This window comes from Niallia sp. FSL W8-1348, from assembly GCF_038006745.1.
Taxonomy (GTDB): Bacteria; Bacillota; Bacilli; order Bacillales; family Cytobacillaceae; genus Niallia; species Niallia alba.
Genome location: NZ_JBBOVV010000001.1, coordinates 2,591,303 through 2,608,044, shown reverse-complemented (window position 1 = coordinate 2,608,044; position 16,742 = coordinate 2,591,303). Strand labels below are relative to the sequence as shown.

Genomic DNA, 16,742 nt, shown 5'->3' with positions numbered 1-16,742 from the left:
TTATCATTTTCTGGAATACTTTTGTCTCAGCCTTTTCCAATCCCTCTTATTAATGCCCACCCAAATAAGCCTGCTTTAATTCATCACTTTCCTGTAGTTCTTGTGCAGATCCTGATAAAACCACTTTTCCTGTTTCGATGACATATCCTCTATGCGCAATCGATAATGCCATATGAGCATTTTGCTCCACCAATAAAACAGTCGTTCCTTCTTCATTAATTTCTTGAATGACTTGAAAGATCGTACGAACGATAATCGGTGCTAATCCCATCGATGGTTCATCTAAAAGAAGCAATTTCGGTTTTGCCATTATGGCTCTTCCCATTGCCAGCATTTGTTGTTCCCCACCAGATAGGGTGCCAGCTAGCTGTTTTTTTCTCTCAAATAACCGCGGGAAAATCTCATACACTTTTTGTAAATTCTTCTGAATTTCCTGTTTATCTTTTCTTAAAAAAGCGCCTAATTCCAGATTTTCTTCCACTGTCATATTAGAAAAAACTCGGCGTCCTTCGGGTACATGTGACATTCCAGCTTTCACGATTGATTGCGCTGGTTTTCCTGCAATAGACTTCCCTAAATACTCAATAGAGCCCTTTTTAGGCTTAATTAAACCGGATAATGTCTTTAATAATGTACTTTTACCCGCTCCATTCGCACCGATAAGGGTAACTATTTCGCCTTCTTCGATATCAAGCGTTACTCCCTTTAACGCCTGAATATTTCCATAGTATACATTAAGATCCTTTATATGAAGCATTATTCAGCAACCTCCTCTCCTAAATAAGCTTCGATTACCTTTGGATGATTTCTAATCACTTCAGGTGTTCCCTCTGCAATCAATTGTCCATGATCCAAAACATAAATTCGCTCACAGATCCCCATAACAAGGGGCATATCATGCTCAATAAGCAAAATGGTTAACTGAAATTTTTTTCGAATAAATGCGATCAATTCCATCAGTTCATGTGTTTCCTGAGGATTCATTCCTGCAGCTGGTTCATCTAGTAATAACAGTTTAGGACCTGCCGCTAAAGCTCTTGCTATCTCTAGACGGCGTTGCTGGCCATACGGAAGATTCTTCGCTTTTTCATTCATATAACGATCGAGTTGAAAAATCTTTAGAAACTCTATTGATTTTTCTTCCATTTCTTTCTCCCCTTTGAAATGGGAAGGAAGCCGCAAAATACTGCTTAGCATCGAGTGCTTTGCCAAAGAATGATAGGCTACCTTTACATTATCTAAAACGGATAGCTCTTCAAATAAACGAATATTTTGAAAGGTTCTGCTAATCCCTCTTCTTGTTACCTGAAAAGGCTGCAATCCCTTTAGACTCTTTCCATCAAAGAGAATTTCCCCTTCCGTTGGCGCATATACACCAGTTAACATGTTGAAAGTAGTCGTTTTCCCCGCACCATTCGGACCTATTAGGCCAATTAACTCTCCTTGATTCAGTTCTACATCAATCGCGGAGACTGCCTTTAAACCACCAAAAGAAATACCTACATTTTTCATTTGCAATAAAGGTTCATTCTTAGTCATTGGAATTACCTCCTTTGCGTTTAAACAAATCTGTAATTTCCTTCGTTCCCATTAATCCCTTTGGGCGATATAGCATTACGATTACTAAAACAAGGCTATATATAATCATTCGCGTTTCTGGATAATCTTGAAGATAAGTAGAAATGATTGTCAAAAAGCTAGCGGCAATAACAGATCCTGATAAACTCCCTAACCCTCCAAGGACGACGTAAATCAAAATATCAAAGGACTTTAAAAATCCAAAGTTAGTTGGATTAATAATATAGAAGTTATGTGCTTGAAGCGCTCCTGCAACTCCAGCGAATAAAGACCCTAGTGCAAAAGCCGCCACCTTATAATAAGTTGTGTTAATTCCCATCGCATCTGCCGCAATTTCATTTTCCCTAATCGCAATTGCTGCACGACCATGTCTTGAATTAGTAAAATTCACTATGACCAAAATTGTAATAAATAAACAAATGAACGTACTTGTCCATGTAGTCAAATGGGTAACTTGCATTCCTGCTGCTCCACCGACATAATCAATATTTAAGAAGAAAATTCGAATAATTTCCGCAAATCCTAATGTAGCAATTGCTAAATAATCTCCTCTTAATCGCAATGTTGGAATTCCAACTAATAGCCCTGCTAGTGCGGCAACAAGTCCACCAGCTAAAATAGCAATTGGAAAAGGCAATTGAAACTTCATAGTGGCAATAGCTGACACGTATGCCCCCACTGCCAAAAAGCCTGCATGTCCAATTGAAAATTGACCGGTAATACCTATTACAAGATGCAAGCTAACTGCTAGCATAATATTAATTGCCATTAAGATAATCATATTGCTATATAAAGAGTCAATCCAGCCTCCAGTCATTAGGAACTGAATTACGCCATAAATAAGTGCGGACAGTATAAGGAATATCCAAAAAGCTTTTGATTTTTTCATCCTTCCAGTCACCTACACTTTCTCTTTTGTATTCTTACCAAGTATGCCTGATGGTTTAAAGATAAGAATCAAAATTAAAATAATAAAAGCCGCGGCATCTCTCCATAAAGAAAAGCCTAAAGCACTAACAATCGTTTCTACTACTCCCAAAATAAGTCCGCCAATCATTGCACCTGGAATAATCCCTATTCCGCCTAAAACAGCTGCAACGAATGCCTTTAATCCTGGAATGACTCCCATCAGTGGTTCAATTTTTGTGTAATAAGCACCAAAAATTACGCCTGCTGCTCCAGCTAAGGCAGATCCAATCGCAAAAGTTGCTGAAATGGTCCGGTCTACATTGATTCCCATTAATCTTGCTGCATCTATATCATGAGAAACCGCCCGCATTGCCTTTCCGGTCTTCGTTTTATGGACAATAAATTGCAAAATTAACATTAATCCTACTGACGTTCCTAAAATAATCAGAGACTTGCTTGTAATTTGTGCACCAAACACATCAAATGTCTTTGTTGGTAAAACACTTGGATAGGTTTCTAATCCTGCCCCTCTAAAATAAATAAATACATATTCAATCAATAAAGAAACCCCGATTGCTGTAATTAGTGCCGCAATTCTCGTCGCATTTCTCAACCGTTTATATGCAATTCTTTCAATAATAATTCCAAAGATAGCACAAGCAATCATGGAAACAATCAATGCTGGAAAAAAACTAAGCCCCCAGCCAGTAATAGCATAAAAGCCAATAAAGGCCCCGACCATAAATACATCTCCATGGGCAAAGTTAATAAGTTTAATGATTCCATATACCATCGTATATCCTAAGGCAATAAGGGCATAAATACTTCCCAAGGAAATGCCGTTAACTAGCTGTTGTATCCATTCCATCTATTTATTCACTCCCTTTTGCTAAGCAATAATCAATGAAAAATATTTTCGCAAAGCTTACTGCTACTTAACTCGTATAAAGCACATTTTGTGTTCTTACTCTCTATCTCTATTACTCTTTCATATCTCCAATTTTCTATTCTTATTCTTCCAATGGAAAATAGGGAGGCTCTCCCTCCCCATCCATAATGTCTTATTCTGGATCAACCTTTGTTTTAAACACTTGTTTTCCATCTTGATATTCTAGAACTGTTGCTGATTTGATCGGGTTATGATTTTCGTCGATTGTAACTAACCCAGTAATTAGTGATAAGTCTTTTGTTTTTGCCAACTCTTCTTTAATCTTTTCAGAATCTGTACTTCCTGCTCTTTCAACAGCATCTTTTAATAGATACACAGAGTCATAACCTAAAGCATTAAATGCATCTGGGCTTTTTCCGTATTCGTCATTAAATGCGGAAACAAACTTTTGAATTTTCTCATCTGGATCTTCCGAAGAATAATGGTTTGTAATAAACGTATTATTTAAACTCTCTGCTCCAGCTAAATCAATTAATTTTGGAGAATCCCAGCCGTCAGCACCCATGAAAGGAGCTGTAATACCCATTTCGCGAGCTTGCTTAATGATTAATCCAACTTCTTCATAATAGCCAGGAATAAATACAAACTCTGGATTCTTCCCTTTGATTCTCGTTAATGTCGCGCTGAAATCTGTATCCTTTGCAACATAAGATTCTTCTGAAACTATTTTTCCACCAGCAGCTGTAAAGGTTTCTTTAAATGCTGCTGCTAATCCTTTTGCATAATCACTTGCACTATCAGCATAAATGGCAGCATTTTTAATTTTCAAATCATTAATAGCAAAATTAGCAGCCACATTTCCTTGGAATGGATCAATAAAGGATGTACGGAATGCATACTCATTTAGCTTTCCATCATCATTAACAGTAACGTTTGGAGCTGTACCTGATGGAGTTAATAAGACCGTTTTCTTGTCATTAGCGATTTGTACCTGTGCTACTGTATCGCCACTTGTAGCTGCTCCGATAATTGCTGAAACTTTATCTTGGTCGATTAGTTTCAATGCTCCATTAGTTGCCTCCGTTAAATCAGATTTATTATCTACTTTAACTGGTACTATTTTCTTGCCATCTATTCCGCCATCCGCGTTAATCTCTTTAATAGCTAAATCAATGCCGCTTTCTAATGATTGTCCGTAAGACGCAACAGCTCCCGAAAGCTCCAAGTTAACTCCTATCTTAAATTCATCCTCTTTGGATGCATTATTTCCACCGGCACCACAGCCAGCCAATATACCAGCAGCTAATGTAGAAGCTGTTATTAAAAGACTTAATTTTTTCTTCATACTGAATCCCCTCTTATGTTTATTTGATTATTCTGACAATAAAAAGAAAATAACTCTAAATGTTGAAAGAGTTTTACAAAATAAATTTTATTAATTTGACTAGTCAGACTATTCAAATCATTTTTATATTGCGAAATTAATCATAACGAACTAGACAAAAATAATCAATACCCGACAAACCTCAATAAAATGTTACATTTTCTGACGCTAAAAGGAATGAATTTTGAATATTTTTTAACAATTCTGTTAAATATGAAATAATTATTTTTTACTTGTCAGAATTTTTACCAAAATAAAAAATAATTTTTTCATAAAATAGCAGTTTCCAATGATCAATCGTTAATCTAGAAATATTTGTTATTAGCACAAGTTATATTTTCTAACATACCAGAAGCTTATTTTCCAAAAAATTCATCTGCAAATTTTTAAAAATTTTTTTATATAACTCATTTTTTTCTTATTATAGGGAATAAACAGTACTAATAAGACATAGAAAGGAGTACTACGAATGAAAAAAATTCTATTCTTTTCACTCTTCACCTTTTCTCTTATAGCAAGTGGCTGTTCCAATGGTTCAACAGACAGTCAACCTGATTCACCGACAGAGGAAAAAGCAAATGCTGCTGGACAAGCTAATACGGAAACTGATCAGACTACTGAGGAACCCCCTTCAACCGATGAACAGATTAAAGAAATTCGATCTATGCTTAAGATGAAAGATAATAAATTACCGACGAAATTTCCTATAACAGATTCTGAATATATTGCAGCTAAAATTAATGAAAATGAAACAGATGGATATTCTATTTCGTTCTATCAGACGCAAGAAGCTGTCTCTATCAATGATGAGTCTTTAGCTACAAATGACAATCTGATTGCGACTTTTAAAGCTGAAACATTCGATGATGAAAACAAACAAAAGGAACTTTTCCCTGAAGTTTCATTAGACTCTGTACCGGATGACATGAAGGTAGATTTAGGGCATCAAATTACCGGAATGAGGGAAGGAGCAGCTGGAAGTTCGTATTTAGTTTGGAAAGAAGGACGTTGGGTGTTACAAATTAAATCGATTTCTGAAGATCAATTAGATTCTGTTGATATTGCAAGAAAGATGGTGGACTATTTAGAGGAGAATGCCCTCCCAGTACCTAAAGAAAATGGACGAGTGGAAGTAAACTATCCAAAAAATGCGGAGGAAGTAGAGATAACGGCGAGATGGGAAGAAGGAAATGTTGTCTATACATTAGAAACTGCAGAAGTGCCGATAAATGCTTTAATGATGACTGTCTCAACAGAATGAGTCATAACTGGAAAATCATGATACTTTGAGAATATTGGTTAAATCCACTTGGATTGCAGCCAAACTTCTATATAAAAAAGAGTTGTTGGAAAAGTAGTAACTCTCTCTTCTCCAATAACTCTTTTTTCTATACTATTCTTTCATAAGAATACTGACTTGAGAATACATTTTCTCTTCATATGGAGCGAGCGATGTTCCAACTACAAGCTACGTATTCAAAACTATAAACACACCTAATGGAATTTAGACCCGTACTTTCATCACTGAACAATCATCACATTGGATCATACTTTTAATTAGTTCTTTGTTCTTCTCTTCGAATAGTTCATTATGGGATGATACCATCGCGCTATTGCTTGCGTCTGGCTGGATAAATAATTTCGCCTTATTAACTGCATTTGCGGCATCTTGGAAAGCTCCTGCAATTAAATGAACTTTTCCTTCATGCTTTAGAATATCTCCTGCGGCAAATATTCCAGGTACAGATGTCTCACTGTTAACATTGCCTGCTATGTAAAAATCCTCAAGCATCTCAATTTTCAATTTACTATTCTTTAATAAGGAAGAATCCATTTCATAGCCATGGTTGATGACTACTTCATCTACTTTCAAAGTAGTCATTTCCTCCATTTTTGTATTCGTTAATTCAACCGAATCAATACAATTATGGCTTTCGTTGGCAATCAATTTCGTGATAGAGGTATGGAATAAGCAATCTACGTTACTTTCTAACAGTTCTCTTGCTTTTGCCTCGTGACCTGCAAGGGTATCTTTTCTACATGTTAAATACACTTTCTTTGCGATTGGCTCTAGTTCGAGTGCCCAGTCAACTGCTGAATTTCCACCACCAGAAAGAACGACAACCTTATCTCTAAAGTGCATTAAAGATTTTACTGTATAATTTAAGTTTGATACCTCAAATCTTTCTGCACCTTCTATTTTTAATTTTTGTGGAGTAACGATTCCACTTCCTACTGCAACAATGACTGTTTTAGAATAATGGATTTCTCCTGAATCTGTTTCTAATAAGAATATCCCTTCCTCATTTTTAGAAATAGAATGGATCTTCGTATTTGTTACTACTTCTGGTTTAAAAGTTAAACCTTGCTGGACAAGCTGCTCTCTTAACTTCTCACCTGGCATTGGAGTGATGCCGCCAACATCCCAGATCATTTTCTCTGGATATAAATGCAGCTTTCCACCTAGCTGTGGCAAAAATTCAATAATTTTTGTTTTCATTTCTCTTAGCCCACTATAAAAAGCAGAATATAAGCCTGCTGGTCCGCCGCCAATTATCGTCACATCGAATAATTCTGTATGATCCATTAACCCGCTCACTCCTATTATTAAAGTTTTGTACTATCTATATATGATTACATCATTCTATTTATTAGTTAAATTGATTATCATTCTCAGTTACATACTACCTCTTTTTTTGAATTTTATCAATCCTATAAAGAAAACTTTTAAAGATGGTGGGCGAGAAATAGAAAAAGCTCATTTTGTCTATGTAAAGGATAGAATTAAGAGTTATTTAGTGGATTAGGTAGTATTTTTAAGCATACCGCCTATTTAGTTTAATCAAAAAAAACTTTATGAACGATATGAACTGTATATGCTTTATTATCATGTTTGCCCTTTATAAGAAATGTTTTATATAATTATTGTAGCTCTACAGGAGAAGGATATGGATAAATCCCATTACCATACTGGGAGTAATACAAAGCAAGTAATACTTTACAAAACCATTCTAACCAAAGTTCCACCTTAAGTATTGCCATTATACTCGCTTAATTCCTACTATTCCTCTAAAAATAATCAACTTTATTTTCTATTTCCATTTTATTTATCCATATCCTAAAAAATCTCCCAGATAAAACTTTAAGGAGAAGTGATGAATGTATAAAATCGAAGTCAAAAATCTTACAAAAATATTTGGAGGAAACCCAAAGGAAGGACTAAAAAGACTCCAAGCTGGCGAAGAAAAAACGAAAATACTTAAAGAAACAGGAATGACAATTGGGGTAGATAATGCCTCCTTTCATGTAAAACAAGGAGAATTCTTTGTCATTATGGGTTTATCCGGCAGTGGGAAATCTACACTTATTCGCCTAGTTAACCGACTAATCGAACCAACTTCTGGTGAAGTATTAATTGATGGAAAAAATATAACCAGCATGAATAAAAAAGAGCTTATCGATATCCGACGGAAAAAACTTAGTATGGTTTTTCAGAATTTTGCATTATTTCCAAATCGAACAGTTCAAGAAAACGTGGAATACGGTTTAGAAATTCAAGGTCATCCTAAGAACGATCGGGCAAAAAAAGCTACAAAAGCTATCCATGATGTTGGTTTAAAAGGGTATGAAGCAAGTTATCCTAATCAACTTAGTGGCGGTATGCAGCAACGCGTAGGTCTTGCTAGAGCATTAGCCAATGATAGCGATATCCTGTTAATGGATGAAGCATTTAGTGCGTTAGATCCGCTTATTCGGAAAGAAATGCAGGATGAGCTCATCCGTTTACAAAACAAGCTAGGCAAAACGATTATCTTTATCACCCATGACTTAGATGAAGCACTTAAGTTAGGTGATCGAATTGCAATTATGAAAAATGGTTCCATTGTACAATTAGGTACAGCGGAAGAAATACTAGAAAAGCCTGCGAATGATTATGTTTCTAGTTTTGTTGAAGATGTAGATCGTTCCAAGGTATTAGTGGCAGGTCATATTATGAAACAACCAGATTTAATTACTACTTGGAAGGATGGCCCGAGAGTAGCGGTAAGGAAAATGGAGGAAGCTGGTCTATCAAGTATCTTTGTCGTAGATAAGGATAAACAACTTAAAGGTATCCTGACCATTGATGCTGCCATTAATGCGTTCAAAGAAAATAAATGGGTTGAGGATGTATTAGAGCATGACTTCCATTCAACCACATACGATACACCATTAAATGATTTAATTGGCGTTGCAGCAGAATCAAAATTCCCCATTGCAGTCACAGAAAATAATAGATTGCTAGGAATCATCGTTCGAGTCTCTATATTGTCTGGACTTATTCTTGGAAAAGAACAAAAGGAGGCTATCGTATGAATTATTTCTTCTTTCCACTAGAAGATTGGACAAATCAATTTGTAGACAATTGGCTATTGCCAGTCTTAGGTGACTTTTTCAACTCCTTTAGCGGAGTGTTAAGCATATTTATTAATGCTGTCACTAATTTATTTACCTTTATTCCTGCTGAAATAATCGCAATCCTCTTAGCACTATTAGCATGGCGCCTTGCCGGAAGAGGAATCGCAATTTTTACAATTATTGGTGCACTTTACTTAGGTTCAGTAGGTTTATGGACAGGTGCTATGCAAACATTAGCTATTGTTATCGTAGCAACCTTTTTCTCAATCGTTGTTGGTATCCCATTGGGAATATTTACAGCTAAAAATCGAACATTGGATCATATTGTTAGACCAATTCTCGATTTCATGCAAACATTACCAAGCTTTGTCTATTTAATCCCTGCTATTCTACTCTTTGGTCTAGGAGAAGTACCAGCAGTTATCTCTACTTTCGTTTTTGCTACTCCACCTGCAGTACGCATGACGAGTTTAGCTATTAAACAAGTTCCTGCTGATATTGTGGAAGCTGCTAAGGCTTTCGGTTCTACTTCTTGGCAGTTACTTGTTAAGGTTCAGCTTCCAAATGCCATTCCAACTATTATGGCAGGAATTAACCAAACGATTATGTTGGCATTATCAATGGCAGTTATCGCCTCGATGATTGGCTCACCTGGATTAGGAAGTACTGTTTTATCCGGTATTTCTAGTGTAAATGTTGGATTAGGCCTTACTGGTGGATTAGGTATTGTTGTCCTTGCGATTATACTGGATCGAATTACACAAGGATTAGGAAAAAAAGCATAAAAAAACGATACTATTTTACAAAAGAAAGGAAGTATAAATTTTATGAAAAAATGGAAATTTAGCTTTTTACTGTTATTACTATTTACCCTTTTAGTTGGATGTTCTTCTCAAACGCAAAATACTGGTGGAAATGGGACGAACAATAGCGAAACGATCACATTTGGAGTGACTCCTTGGACTAGTACAGTTCCTCCAACAAAAGTAGCTAAACTTTTATTAGAAGATATGGGCTATACAGTGGAAGAGAAAAATGCAGATGCTGGTGGCGTTTATACTGGCCTTTCTCGAGGTGATTTAGATGTATTTATGGATTCTTGGTTACCTGATATGCATGCAAATTATATGAATCGATACAAAAGTCAAATTGAAGATGTAGCAGTCAGCTATACAGAAGGGGAGCTTGGATGGGTTATTCCGTCTAATGTGGAAGGCATTGATAGCATTGAAGATCTGAAAGGAAAAGAGGATCTTTTCGGTGGAAAAGTATATGGTATTGAAGAAGGGGCAGGAATGACTATTACTTCAAAAGAAATGATTGAAGAATATGGGTTAGACTTAGAATATGTTGCTTCTAGTGAAGGTGGTATGTTAGCGCAAGCGTCTAAGCTTATGAAAAGCGGTGATCCCGTTCTTTTCCTCGGATGGCGTCCACATCCAATGTTTGTTGATTATGATTTAAAGGTATTAGAAGATCCAAAAGGTTTCTTTAAAACATCTGAAGTTCATGTCGTTGCAAATAATAGTTTGAAAGAAGAAGCACCTGAAGTACACGAATTTTTAAGTAATTGGAGCATGCCTGTTGAAGATATTGAAGAAATGATTGTGAAGATTGACAATGGGGCAGATGAGGAAGAAGTTGCGCAGGAATGGATTGATAATAATCAAGATTTAGTTAATGCGATGTTAGGGAAATAAAGAAAAAACGAGTTACTTAAAAATAACAAGTTTAGTTTTAAAGTACAAAATTCACTATTTAAAAGAGGTGCAAATTAGCACCTCTTTTGTATTTATATTAAGAGGCTGGGACATAAGTATTCCAGCCAAGGATAATTCCGAACAATTATACGAAGATGCTAATGAATGTTCCGTATAATTGTTCGGGCTTTTATTTGTTTTTCAAAGGATGTTTCCATGAAGTTTGGTGCGATTCCCCGCAGCCGGAATACACTTCGCTTTCCATGGGGCTCGCGCTGAGCCGCTTCGGCCTGTGGCCTGCAGGGTCTCAGACTGTCTCGCTAATCCCATAGGAGTCTTCGTGTATTCCGGCTGCTCTGTTTTTCCAACTAATTATATTTCCTCTTGTAAAAAGTATGCGAAAGCAGCCGCTATTTACTAGCTATATTAGAAATTGTTCGTCTTTACAGAGTATCTATTTAGTTATGTCCCATCCTCGTATTTATATTAAGCTATTGATAACTGCAGTTTAAAGTGATGGTTTCTTAAAGTACTTCCATTATTTTGGATAAAATAAAAATGGAATTTGTTACTTCAAATTCTCCTCTATTTAAGGAATGATTTGTATTTGGGATAACATCAATCTTTAAATTCGAGTTACTTAATTGGTCAATTTGATTTGAATTGAAACCCACCTCTTATTTAAGAAGTTTGTCTAAAGTCCGAATTGGATGCCTTATACGAATTAGGCAAATCAATAACTATCTAGCCCCTCATAATGGAAGTATGCGAAATCGGCGTGGGTGGCTGCTTTTTTGTCCATATCGTGGACAGCTATTCCAATGAAGTTTCCAGTAAATCCGCCTGCTAAAAATAGGAGGTCTTGAGCGCTGACTATTTCTTGCCAAGGTTCTTCTTCATCTGATCGGAAGCAAAAGTTTCCTGTAGCTCCATTTCCAATGACCTTTAGTTGTATTTCTTTCCTAGTAATAGGTATTATCGTTGGGTCTAGTTGAAACAGTCCACTTTCACAACGCATGAACCGAAGAACACGCCCCTTCTCTTCCTCATATGTTACGTAAACATATAGATAGTTGCTATCGTTTAAATAAAGCATAAGTCCAGCCATTTGATTAAAAGTTGTAGGATGGAATTCCACTTTTGTTTCTACCTGAAAGTGAAAGTCCTTTTGACGAATGGCTAGAATATGATGCTCAAACAAAGACTGAACGGAATCGCCTGAAACCATGCGTAAATAACCGTTTCTACTTGTTAAATCACACCAAGAATCATCCGCTAAAATGCGTAAAGTATTCCATTCTTTTTTTAAAGGTCCTGTAAAATCATCTTCGAAATCAGTAGCCTTTTTGAAGACTACCTGTTCACTCGTAACAATTTCAGTCAAAAGACTGGGACCTTTTTCCCCTGAGGCAAGACGAAGCCAGCCATCCTCTGTCCAATAAACCTCTTCTATCGCCGTTTCTCTTCCTAATATGGCAGCTTTTTTTTGCAATGGCCTTGTGCATAAATAAACCATATACCAATTCCCAAACGGTGTCTGCACAATGCTTCCATGTCCTAAGCATTGGAGTAATGATTCGGGTTTATCGCTTGCAGTAAGCATAGGGTATTCAGGATCTAATTCATAAGGACCTGTTATTGCTTTTGATCGACAAACAGTAACAGCGTGTCCCTTTCCAGTCCCTCCTTCTGCGGTTATTAAATAGTAATAATCTTTATAATAATACAAATGAGGAGCTTCCGTTTTAGCTAATTCTGTGCCATCAAATATTTTATAAACTGGACCAATTAATGTTTGATTCTTTGTGTCAAATTCTTGCATAACAATACCTGCTGATTTATTTCCTGTTGTCATTCGGTAATCCCATATTTCGTTTAACAGCCATTTGCGCCCATCTTTATCATGAAATAAGGAAGGGTCAAAACCACTGCTGTTCAAATAGACAGGACTGGACCAAGGTCCATTTATATTTGGTGCGGTAATCAAATAGTTATGGCAATCCTTAAATGGCCTTTTCGTACTTTTTACATCGGTGTAAATAAGGTAGAAGAGCCCGTCTGAATAGCTAATTTGTGGAGCCCAAATACTACCGTTCTGTGGATTTCCTCTTAAATCTACTTGATTTGTAATCACATCTGTTTGATGCTCCCATTGGATTAAATCATTCGATTGATAGATACGCACACCTGGTAACCATTCAAAAGATGAAACAGCAATATAATATGTTTTATCTACCCTTAAGATATTGGGATCTGGATTAAACCCACGTAAGATGGGATTTTTAATAGGAATTCGAAACATAGGCATCTCCTTTCTTGTTCAAACTAGCTCCTTTTCGAAACAAACATAAAGCTCCTGCTAGAAAAAAGAGAAATGCGATTGGAAAAGCAATAAATTGGGTACCAATTAAGGTTGAAAGCCCAGCAACTAGGTATAGTACTGCTGCCCATTTCGGATAACAATTTCTCCAAATGAAGGCAGTCGCAGTCGCAACGAAAATTAGTACGAGTAATAAGGTGATGCCAAACCAGATAGATAAGACCTTCATTGCCTCTAGGCTATCTTGTACAGCACCTAAAGAAACGCCATCCTGAAGAATGGGAAATACTGTTTCTTTATATGTTTCTTTATCCATAGAGGTCATCGTTAGCGAAAATCCCCCTAGAAATATGACACAAAATACAATCCCTACCATTCCAATTATTGCTTCCCATTTTCGCTTCATTTCTCCCGTCCCTTTCTACTAGTCTCCATATAAACCCAATCTAACTTTTTGATTGGACTATTTTGAGCATAACAATTTTCTATTTCCCGGTAGGTTACTGTTTCTCGATTCTCATTCTTTCCCCAATCATTCCATCTATCTGAGTGAATATGAGCACCTATTCTACATTGAAAAAAAGTTACATTCGCATAAGGTCTCCATGGCCGACCTAAATAGACATTTACTATACCAGCCTCTGCGGTTAAATAGCAGTGAGAAAATAAAAAACCCTTTTTCCCGCTGGCTGTACTCGCTGCTGTTACATATCCTGGATGGTTTTTTGGACGCTTAAGAGATCTCAATTCACATTCTTCAAACTGTGCTTCTCCTCCGCCAAATATATAATCAACGGTTCCCTCGATATAACAATGAATAAAGGTTATTAGATTGTCTCGATATTCATTTCTTATTTCTGGTTTAGAGAAAGGAGTCCCATCTTTTTGAAGATCTGGCAATGGTCCGAGACAAATAGTATCCTGAAACCCTTTAAACGAACAATTTTTGAATTTCACTTTATTGCCTTCATTATAGAGAGCCACTGCCTGCCCCACTGTTTCCCCAGGTCCAGCATTATTAACTATTTCCATATTCTCTAACCAAATATTTTCTGCATTGATAAAAAGGGTCGCTGTTTGAAAGGTACCTATCTCACAGCCACTCTCATCCAATTGACGTGCATACTTGTTTCCAATAATCCGAACATTTCCTATACCGATTAGTTTTCTATTTGATTGATAGAGACTGATATTTTCATCGTAATCTCCACTTAAAATGATGAATGTAACTGGACTTTCTATATTGGAACAATGAGCAATCCCATCTTGTATACACTTAAAATCACAACTATTATTTTTTCCAATGACAAATTGAAATTGATTCTTCACAAATGCTTCTGTAAGAAAGTTTCCCATTGTTTTCTCATTTCCTTTGTCTCTTGATGACCACCTGTTACAATCCGGCTGTTCCAATGATCCTCCGCATTATATTTTCTATACATTTTTACTAATTCCTCATCCAATAGCATGGCCCCTTCAATCGGACACATGCGATCGTCTTTACCAACAAGACTCAACCGTGGCCTTGGGGCAATTAACGCTTGCACGGATAAAGTAGAGAAGCTTTTTAAAAAACCTGGCACGTAGTAATAAAATCCATGATGATCCAAGCCCCGCTTTTGCTTTAGTGTTTCTATATGCACTTGTGCAGCAATATCAACTGTTACTCTTATCCGATTGTCTAGTGCAGCCAACCACCAGCTCATGAGGCCACCCATTGACATTCCAATTGCCGCAACTCGGTTCTTATCGACATCTGTTCGCTCCACAAGATAATCCAGGAAAGCAATATTATCAAAAATCCGCATGCCCCATAGTGTCCGACCCTCTAATAACATTTCTTTGACTAATTCACTTTCTGCTTTGCCTTTTCTTTCATTAAATCCCCACATATCAATGGAGCCAACAGCATATCCCAAATTCGTTATTGCCTCGACAAAAGGAGGGGATTGTAAGTAGCTGCTACTTACTAGCAGCTCTTCTTTTCCCTGATCAAAATTCCCTCCATGTGAATGATTAAAAATAACAATAGGAAGCGGATCGTCCTGTTTTAAAGGTTTGGCAAAATAAGCTGGAACGGATTCCTCTTCATTTAATTGCAGCAAGAGACTCTCTAAAATATAGTTATTTTTTGTTTCTTTTCTTATTAGTTGGACCGTCCTATTCTTTGCCTTTGGATAATCTCCTAATAACTCAATGAGCTTTTCTCGTCTCTCCTTCACTTTACGCCTTCACTTCCTTCAAAAGCGCTTCTTCCTTCTTTGTATTTTTGGACTTACAGTTGGTTAATTCGATATCATCACTATATTCGAGATAAAAGGCCGGACCTTCATGATTTTCGATCGTTACCCGATTAAATAAAATATCCTTTGCAAAGCCAACATAAAAGCCTCGGTTACTCATATCCTCGATCCCTGCCATCATCGCCGGTTTCCCAGGAATCGCATTTTCCGCCAGCGAAATATCTATCTGGTTAAAAGTAAGTTCTGATACATATTGCTCTGCTAAGCCATAAATGAACCCAGCAGAGGCATGAACATTCCTTGCTGTAATGTTTGCAAAATGAATGCGTCTAAACATTGGTGTATCGACTGTTACTGGGTATGGATGTTTATCCCATACATATTTGTCCTTCCCTTTAGGACCACAGAAATAATATAGGTTTAAAATGAATGGACAGATAACACCTTCCATTACAATATTGTCTACACGGATGTCTTCGACTACACCTCCACGCCCTCGTCTTGACTTCAATCGAATGCCACGATCTGTATCTTGAAAGATACAATTGCTTATCGTTACATTTCGTATATCCCCACTCATTTCACTGCCAAGTACTACTCCCCCATGGCCATGAACCATCGTACAATTCGTTATCGTTATATTTTCACAAGCTACACGCTCTGCCGTATCCTCTGTTCCTGCCTTAATCGCAATACAATCATCGCCTACATCAATATGACAATTGCTGATTCTTACATTGGAACAGGATTCTGGATCGATGCCATCTGTATTTGGTGAATCTTTCGGATTATTGATGGTTAAATTATCGATAGTAATGTTATTACTGCAAATGGGGTTAATCGTCCAACTCGGAGAATTTATTAAGCTCACATCTTTAATCGAAATGTTTTCACATCCATCTAAACTTATTAATTTTGGTCTCGGATAAAGCAGCTTTTCCCGCTCATTGCGAAAAATATGCCACCATCGTTCACCATTTCCATTGATTGTTCCAAAGCCAGTTATAGCAATATTACAACTATTTTCCGCATATAAACACGAAGCATAGACCTCTCTAGCTACACCTTCCCATCTGGATGTAACAACGAAATAGTCCTCTTGCCGATCAGAGAATTTCAATATTGCTCCTGCTGCTAAATGGATTTCAATATTATCCTTTAATAAAAGTGCCCCGGTCAGAAACTCATCTGGCGGAATGACAATTCTGCCTCCACCATTTTTATATGCCTTATCTATCGCCTCTTGAATAGATTCTGTACATAAATCCCCATCATTCTTTGCACCGAATTCAGTGATGATATAGTCGCTCATTTTATAATC

At 36.8% G+C, this 16,742-nt stretch carries 15 protein-coding genes and 1 pseudogene; 4 read left to right on the top strand and 12 right to left on the bottom strand.

Going from position 1 to position 16,742, the window contains the following annotated elements; translation table 11 throughout:
• Nucleotides 1–49: 49 nt before the first annotated feature.
• From NST60_RS12470 to NST60_RS12450, 5 genes are all read right to left on the bottom strand, one after another.
• Nucleotides 50–757 (bottom strand): ABC transporter ATP-binding protein, encoded by a 708-nt coding sequence (locus NST60_RS12470; protein WP_016205208.1) that lies wholly within the window; start codon nucleotides 755–757, stop codon nucleotides 50–52.
• Entirely contained in the window at nucleotides 757–1,539 is a 783-nt protein-coding gene (locus NST60_RS12465; protein ID WP_169189437.1) for an ABC transporter ATP-binding protein, read from the bottom strand. Before NST60_RS12465 ends, NST60_RS12470 begins: the two co-directional genes overlap by 1 nt.
• Nucleotides 1,532–2,467 (bottom strand): branched-chain amino acid ABC transporter permease, encoded by a 936-nt coding sequence (locus tag NST60_RS12460; protein WP_169189438.1) that lies wholly within the window; start codon nucleotides 2,465–2,467, stop codon nucleotides 1,532–1,534. The genes NST60_RS12465 and NST60_RS12460 overlap by 8 nt, the downstream gene beginning before the upstream one ends.
• A gap of 12 nt (nucleotides 2,468–2,479) precedes the next feature.
• On the bottom strand, nucleotides 2,480–3,355 hold the full coding sequence (locus tag NST60_RS12455; protein WP_101729951.1) for a branched-chain amino acid ABC transporter permease: 876 nt from the start codon (nucleotides 3,353–3,355) through the stop codon (nucleotides 2,480–2,482).
• Nucleotides 3,356–3,548: 193 nt separating this feature from the next.
• Complete coding sequence (locus NST60_RS12450) at nucleotides 3,549–4,721, bottom strand: ABC transporter substrate-binding protein (protein WP_016205212.1); 1,173 nt, start codon at nucleotides 4,719–4,721, stop codon at nucleotides 3,549–3,551.
• A gap of 508 nt (nucleotides 4,722–5,229) precedes the next feature.
• On the opposite strand from NST60_RS12450, the gene NST60_RS12445 reads away from it, so the two are divergent.
• The gene (locus tag NST60_RS12445; RefSeq protein ID WP_101729953.1) at nucleotides 5,230–6,021 is read left to right on the top strand and encodes a hypothetical protein; all 792 of its coding nucleotides are present in this window, start codon (nucleotides 5,230–5,232) and stop codon (nucleotides 6,019–6,021) included.
• Nucleotides 6,022–6,264: 243 nt separating this feature from the next.
• Here the strand turns inward: NST60_RS12445 and NST60_RS12440 are convergent, their stop codons facing one another.
• Entirely contained in the window at nucleotides 6,265–7,347 is a 1,083-nt protein-coding gene (locus NST60_RS12440) for an NAD(P)/FAD-dependent oxidoreductase (protein WP_169189439.1), read from the bottom strand.
• A 572-nt stretch (nucleotides 7,348–7,919) separates the two neighbouring features.
• Here NST60_RS12440 and NST60_RS12435 point away from each other — a divergent pair.
• From NST60_RS12435 to NST60_RS12425, 3 genes are read left to right on the top strand one after another with little or no spacing between them, the layout of a single operon-like run.
• Nucleotides 7,920–9,116: a quaternary amine ABC transporter ATP-binding protein gene (locus NST60_RS12435; protein ID WP_101729954.1), complete on the top strand. Its 1,197-nt coding sequence runs from the start codon at nucleotides 7,920–7,922 to the stop codon at nucleotides 9,114–9,116.
• On the top strand, nucleotides 9,113–9,943 hold the full coding sequence (locus NST60_RS12430) for an ABC transporter permease (RefSeq protein WP_169189440.1): 831 nt from the start codon (nucleotides 9,113–9,115) through the stop codon (nucleotides 9,941–9,943). Before NST60_RS12435 ends, NST60_RS12430 begins: the two co-directional genes overlap by 4 nt.
• Before the next feature lie 42 nt (nucleotides 9,944–9,985).
• Complete coding sequence (locus NST60_RS12425) at nucleotides 9,986–10,858, top strand: glycine betaine ABC transporter substrate-binding protein (protein WP_016205217.1); 873 nt, start codon at nucleotides 9,986–9,988, stop codon at nucleotides 10,856–10,858.
• Nucleotides 10,859–11,382: 524 nt separating this feature from the next.
• On the opposite strand, the pseudogene NST60_RS12420 reads toward NST60_RS12425, so the two are convergent.
• From NST60_RS12420 to NST60_RS12395, 6 genes and pseudogenes are all read right to left on the bottom strand, one after another.
• Nucleotides 11,383–11,526 (bottom strand): annotated as a pseudogene (locus tag NST60_RS12420) (alpha/beta hydrolase); the annotation flags it as partial.
• Between the two features lie 65 nt (nucleotides 11,527–11,591).
• On the bottom strand, nucleotides 11,592–13,151 hold the full coding sequence (locus NST60_RS12415; protein WP_411955782.1) for a glycoside hydrolase family 43 protein: 1,560 nt from the start codon (nucleotides 13,149–13,151) through the stop codon (nucleotides 11,592–11,594).
• Nucleotides 13,141–13,584: a hypothetical protein gene (locus NST60_RS12410; RefSeq protein ID WP_224428051.1), complete on the bottom strand. Its 444-nt coding sequence runs from the start codon at nucleotides 13,582–13,584 to the stop codon at nucleotides 13,141–13,143. The genes NST60_RS12415 and NST60_RS12410 overlap by 11 nt, the downstream gene beginning before the upstream one ends.
• Nucleotides 13,581–14,534 carry a pectinesterase family protein gene (locus NST60_RS12405; RefSeq protein WP_224428052.1) on the bottom strand — a complete coding sequence of 318 codons (954 nt, stop codon included), beginning with the start codon at nucleotides 14,532–14,534 and terminating at the stop codon, nucleotides 13,581–13,583. The genes NST60_RS12410 and NST60_RS12405 overlap by 4 nt, the downstream gene beginning before the upstream one ends.
• Nucleotides 14,504–15,400: an alpha/beta hydrolase family protein gene (locus NST60_RS12400; RefSeq protein WP_101729956.1), complete on the bottom strand. Its 897-nt coding sequence runs from the start codon at nucleotides 15,398–15,400 to the stop codon at nucleotides 14,504–14,506. The genes NST60_RS12405 and NST60_RS12400 overlap by 31 nt, the downstream gene beginning before the upstream one ends.
• A 1-nt stretch (nucleotide 15,401) precedes the next feature.
• Nucleotides 15,402–16,733, bottom strand: coding sequence for a glycoside hydrolase family 28 protein (locus NST60_RS12395; protein ID WP_224428053.1), 1,332 nt, complete (start codon nucleotides 16,731–16,733; stop codon nucleotides 15,402–15,404).
• Nucleotides 16,734–16,742: the final 9 nt, after the last annotated feature.

Bases quoted from the DNA above. Each gene is read 5' to 3' on its own strand.
- NST60_RS12470 (WP_016205208.1), bottom strand. From the start codon at position 757: ATGCTTCATATAAAGGATCTTAATGTATACTATGGAAATATTCAGGCG.
- NST60_RS12465 (WP_169189437.1), bottom strand. From the start codon at position 1,539: ATGACTAAGAATGAACCTTTATTGCAAATGAAAAATGTAGGTATTTCT.
- NST60_RS12450 (WP_016205212.1), bottom strand. From the start codon at position 4,721: ATGAAGAAAAAATTAAGTCTTTTAATAACAGCTTCTACATTAGCTGCT.
- NST60_RS12440 (WP_169189439.1), bottom strand. From the start codon at position 7,347: ATGGATCATACAGAATTATTCGATGTGACGATAATTGGCGGCGGACCA.
- NST60_RS12435 (WP_101729954.1), top strand. From the start codon at position 7,920: ATGTATAAAATCGAAGTCAAAAATCTTACAAAAATATTTGGAGGAAAC.
- NST60_RS12395 (WP_224428053.1), bottom strand. From the start codon at position 16,733: ATGAGCGACTATATCATCACTGAATTCGGTGCAAAGAATGATGGGGAT.
- NST60_RS12430 (WP_169189440.1), top strand. From the start codon at position 9,113: ATGAATTATTTCTTCTTTCCACTAGAAGATTGGACAAATCAATTTGTA.
- NST60_RS12425 (WP_016205217.1), top strand. From the start codon at position 9,986: ATGAAAAAATGGAAATTTAGCTTTTTACTGTTATTACTATTTACCCTT.
- NST60_RS12445 (WP_101729953.1), top strand. From the start codon at position 5,230: ATGAAAAAAATTCTATTCTTTTCACTCTTCACCTTTTCTCTTATAGCA.
- NST60_RS12460 (WP_169189438.1), bottom strand. From the start codon at position 2,467: ATGAAAAAATCAAAAGCTTTTTGGATATTCCTTATACTGTCCGCACTT.
- NST60_RS12405 (WP_224428052.1), bottom strand. From the start codon at position 14,534: ATGGGAAACTTTCTTACAGAAGCATTTGTGAAGAATCAATTTCAATTT.
- NST60_RS12455 (WP_101729951.1), bottom strand. From the start codon at position 3,355: ATGGAATGGATACAACAGCTAGTTAACGGCATTTCCTTGGGAAGTATT.
- NST60_RS12410 (WP_224428051.1), bottom strand. From the start codon at position 13,584: ATGAAGCGAAAATGGGAAGCAATAATTGGAATGGTAGGGATTGTATTT.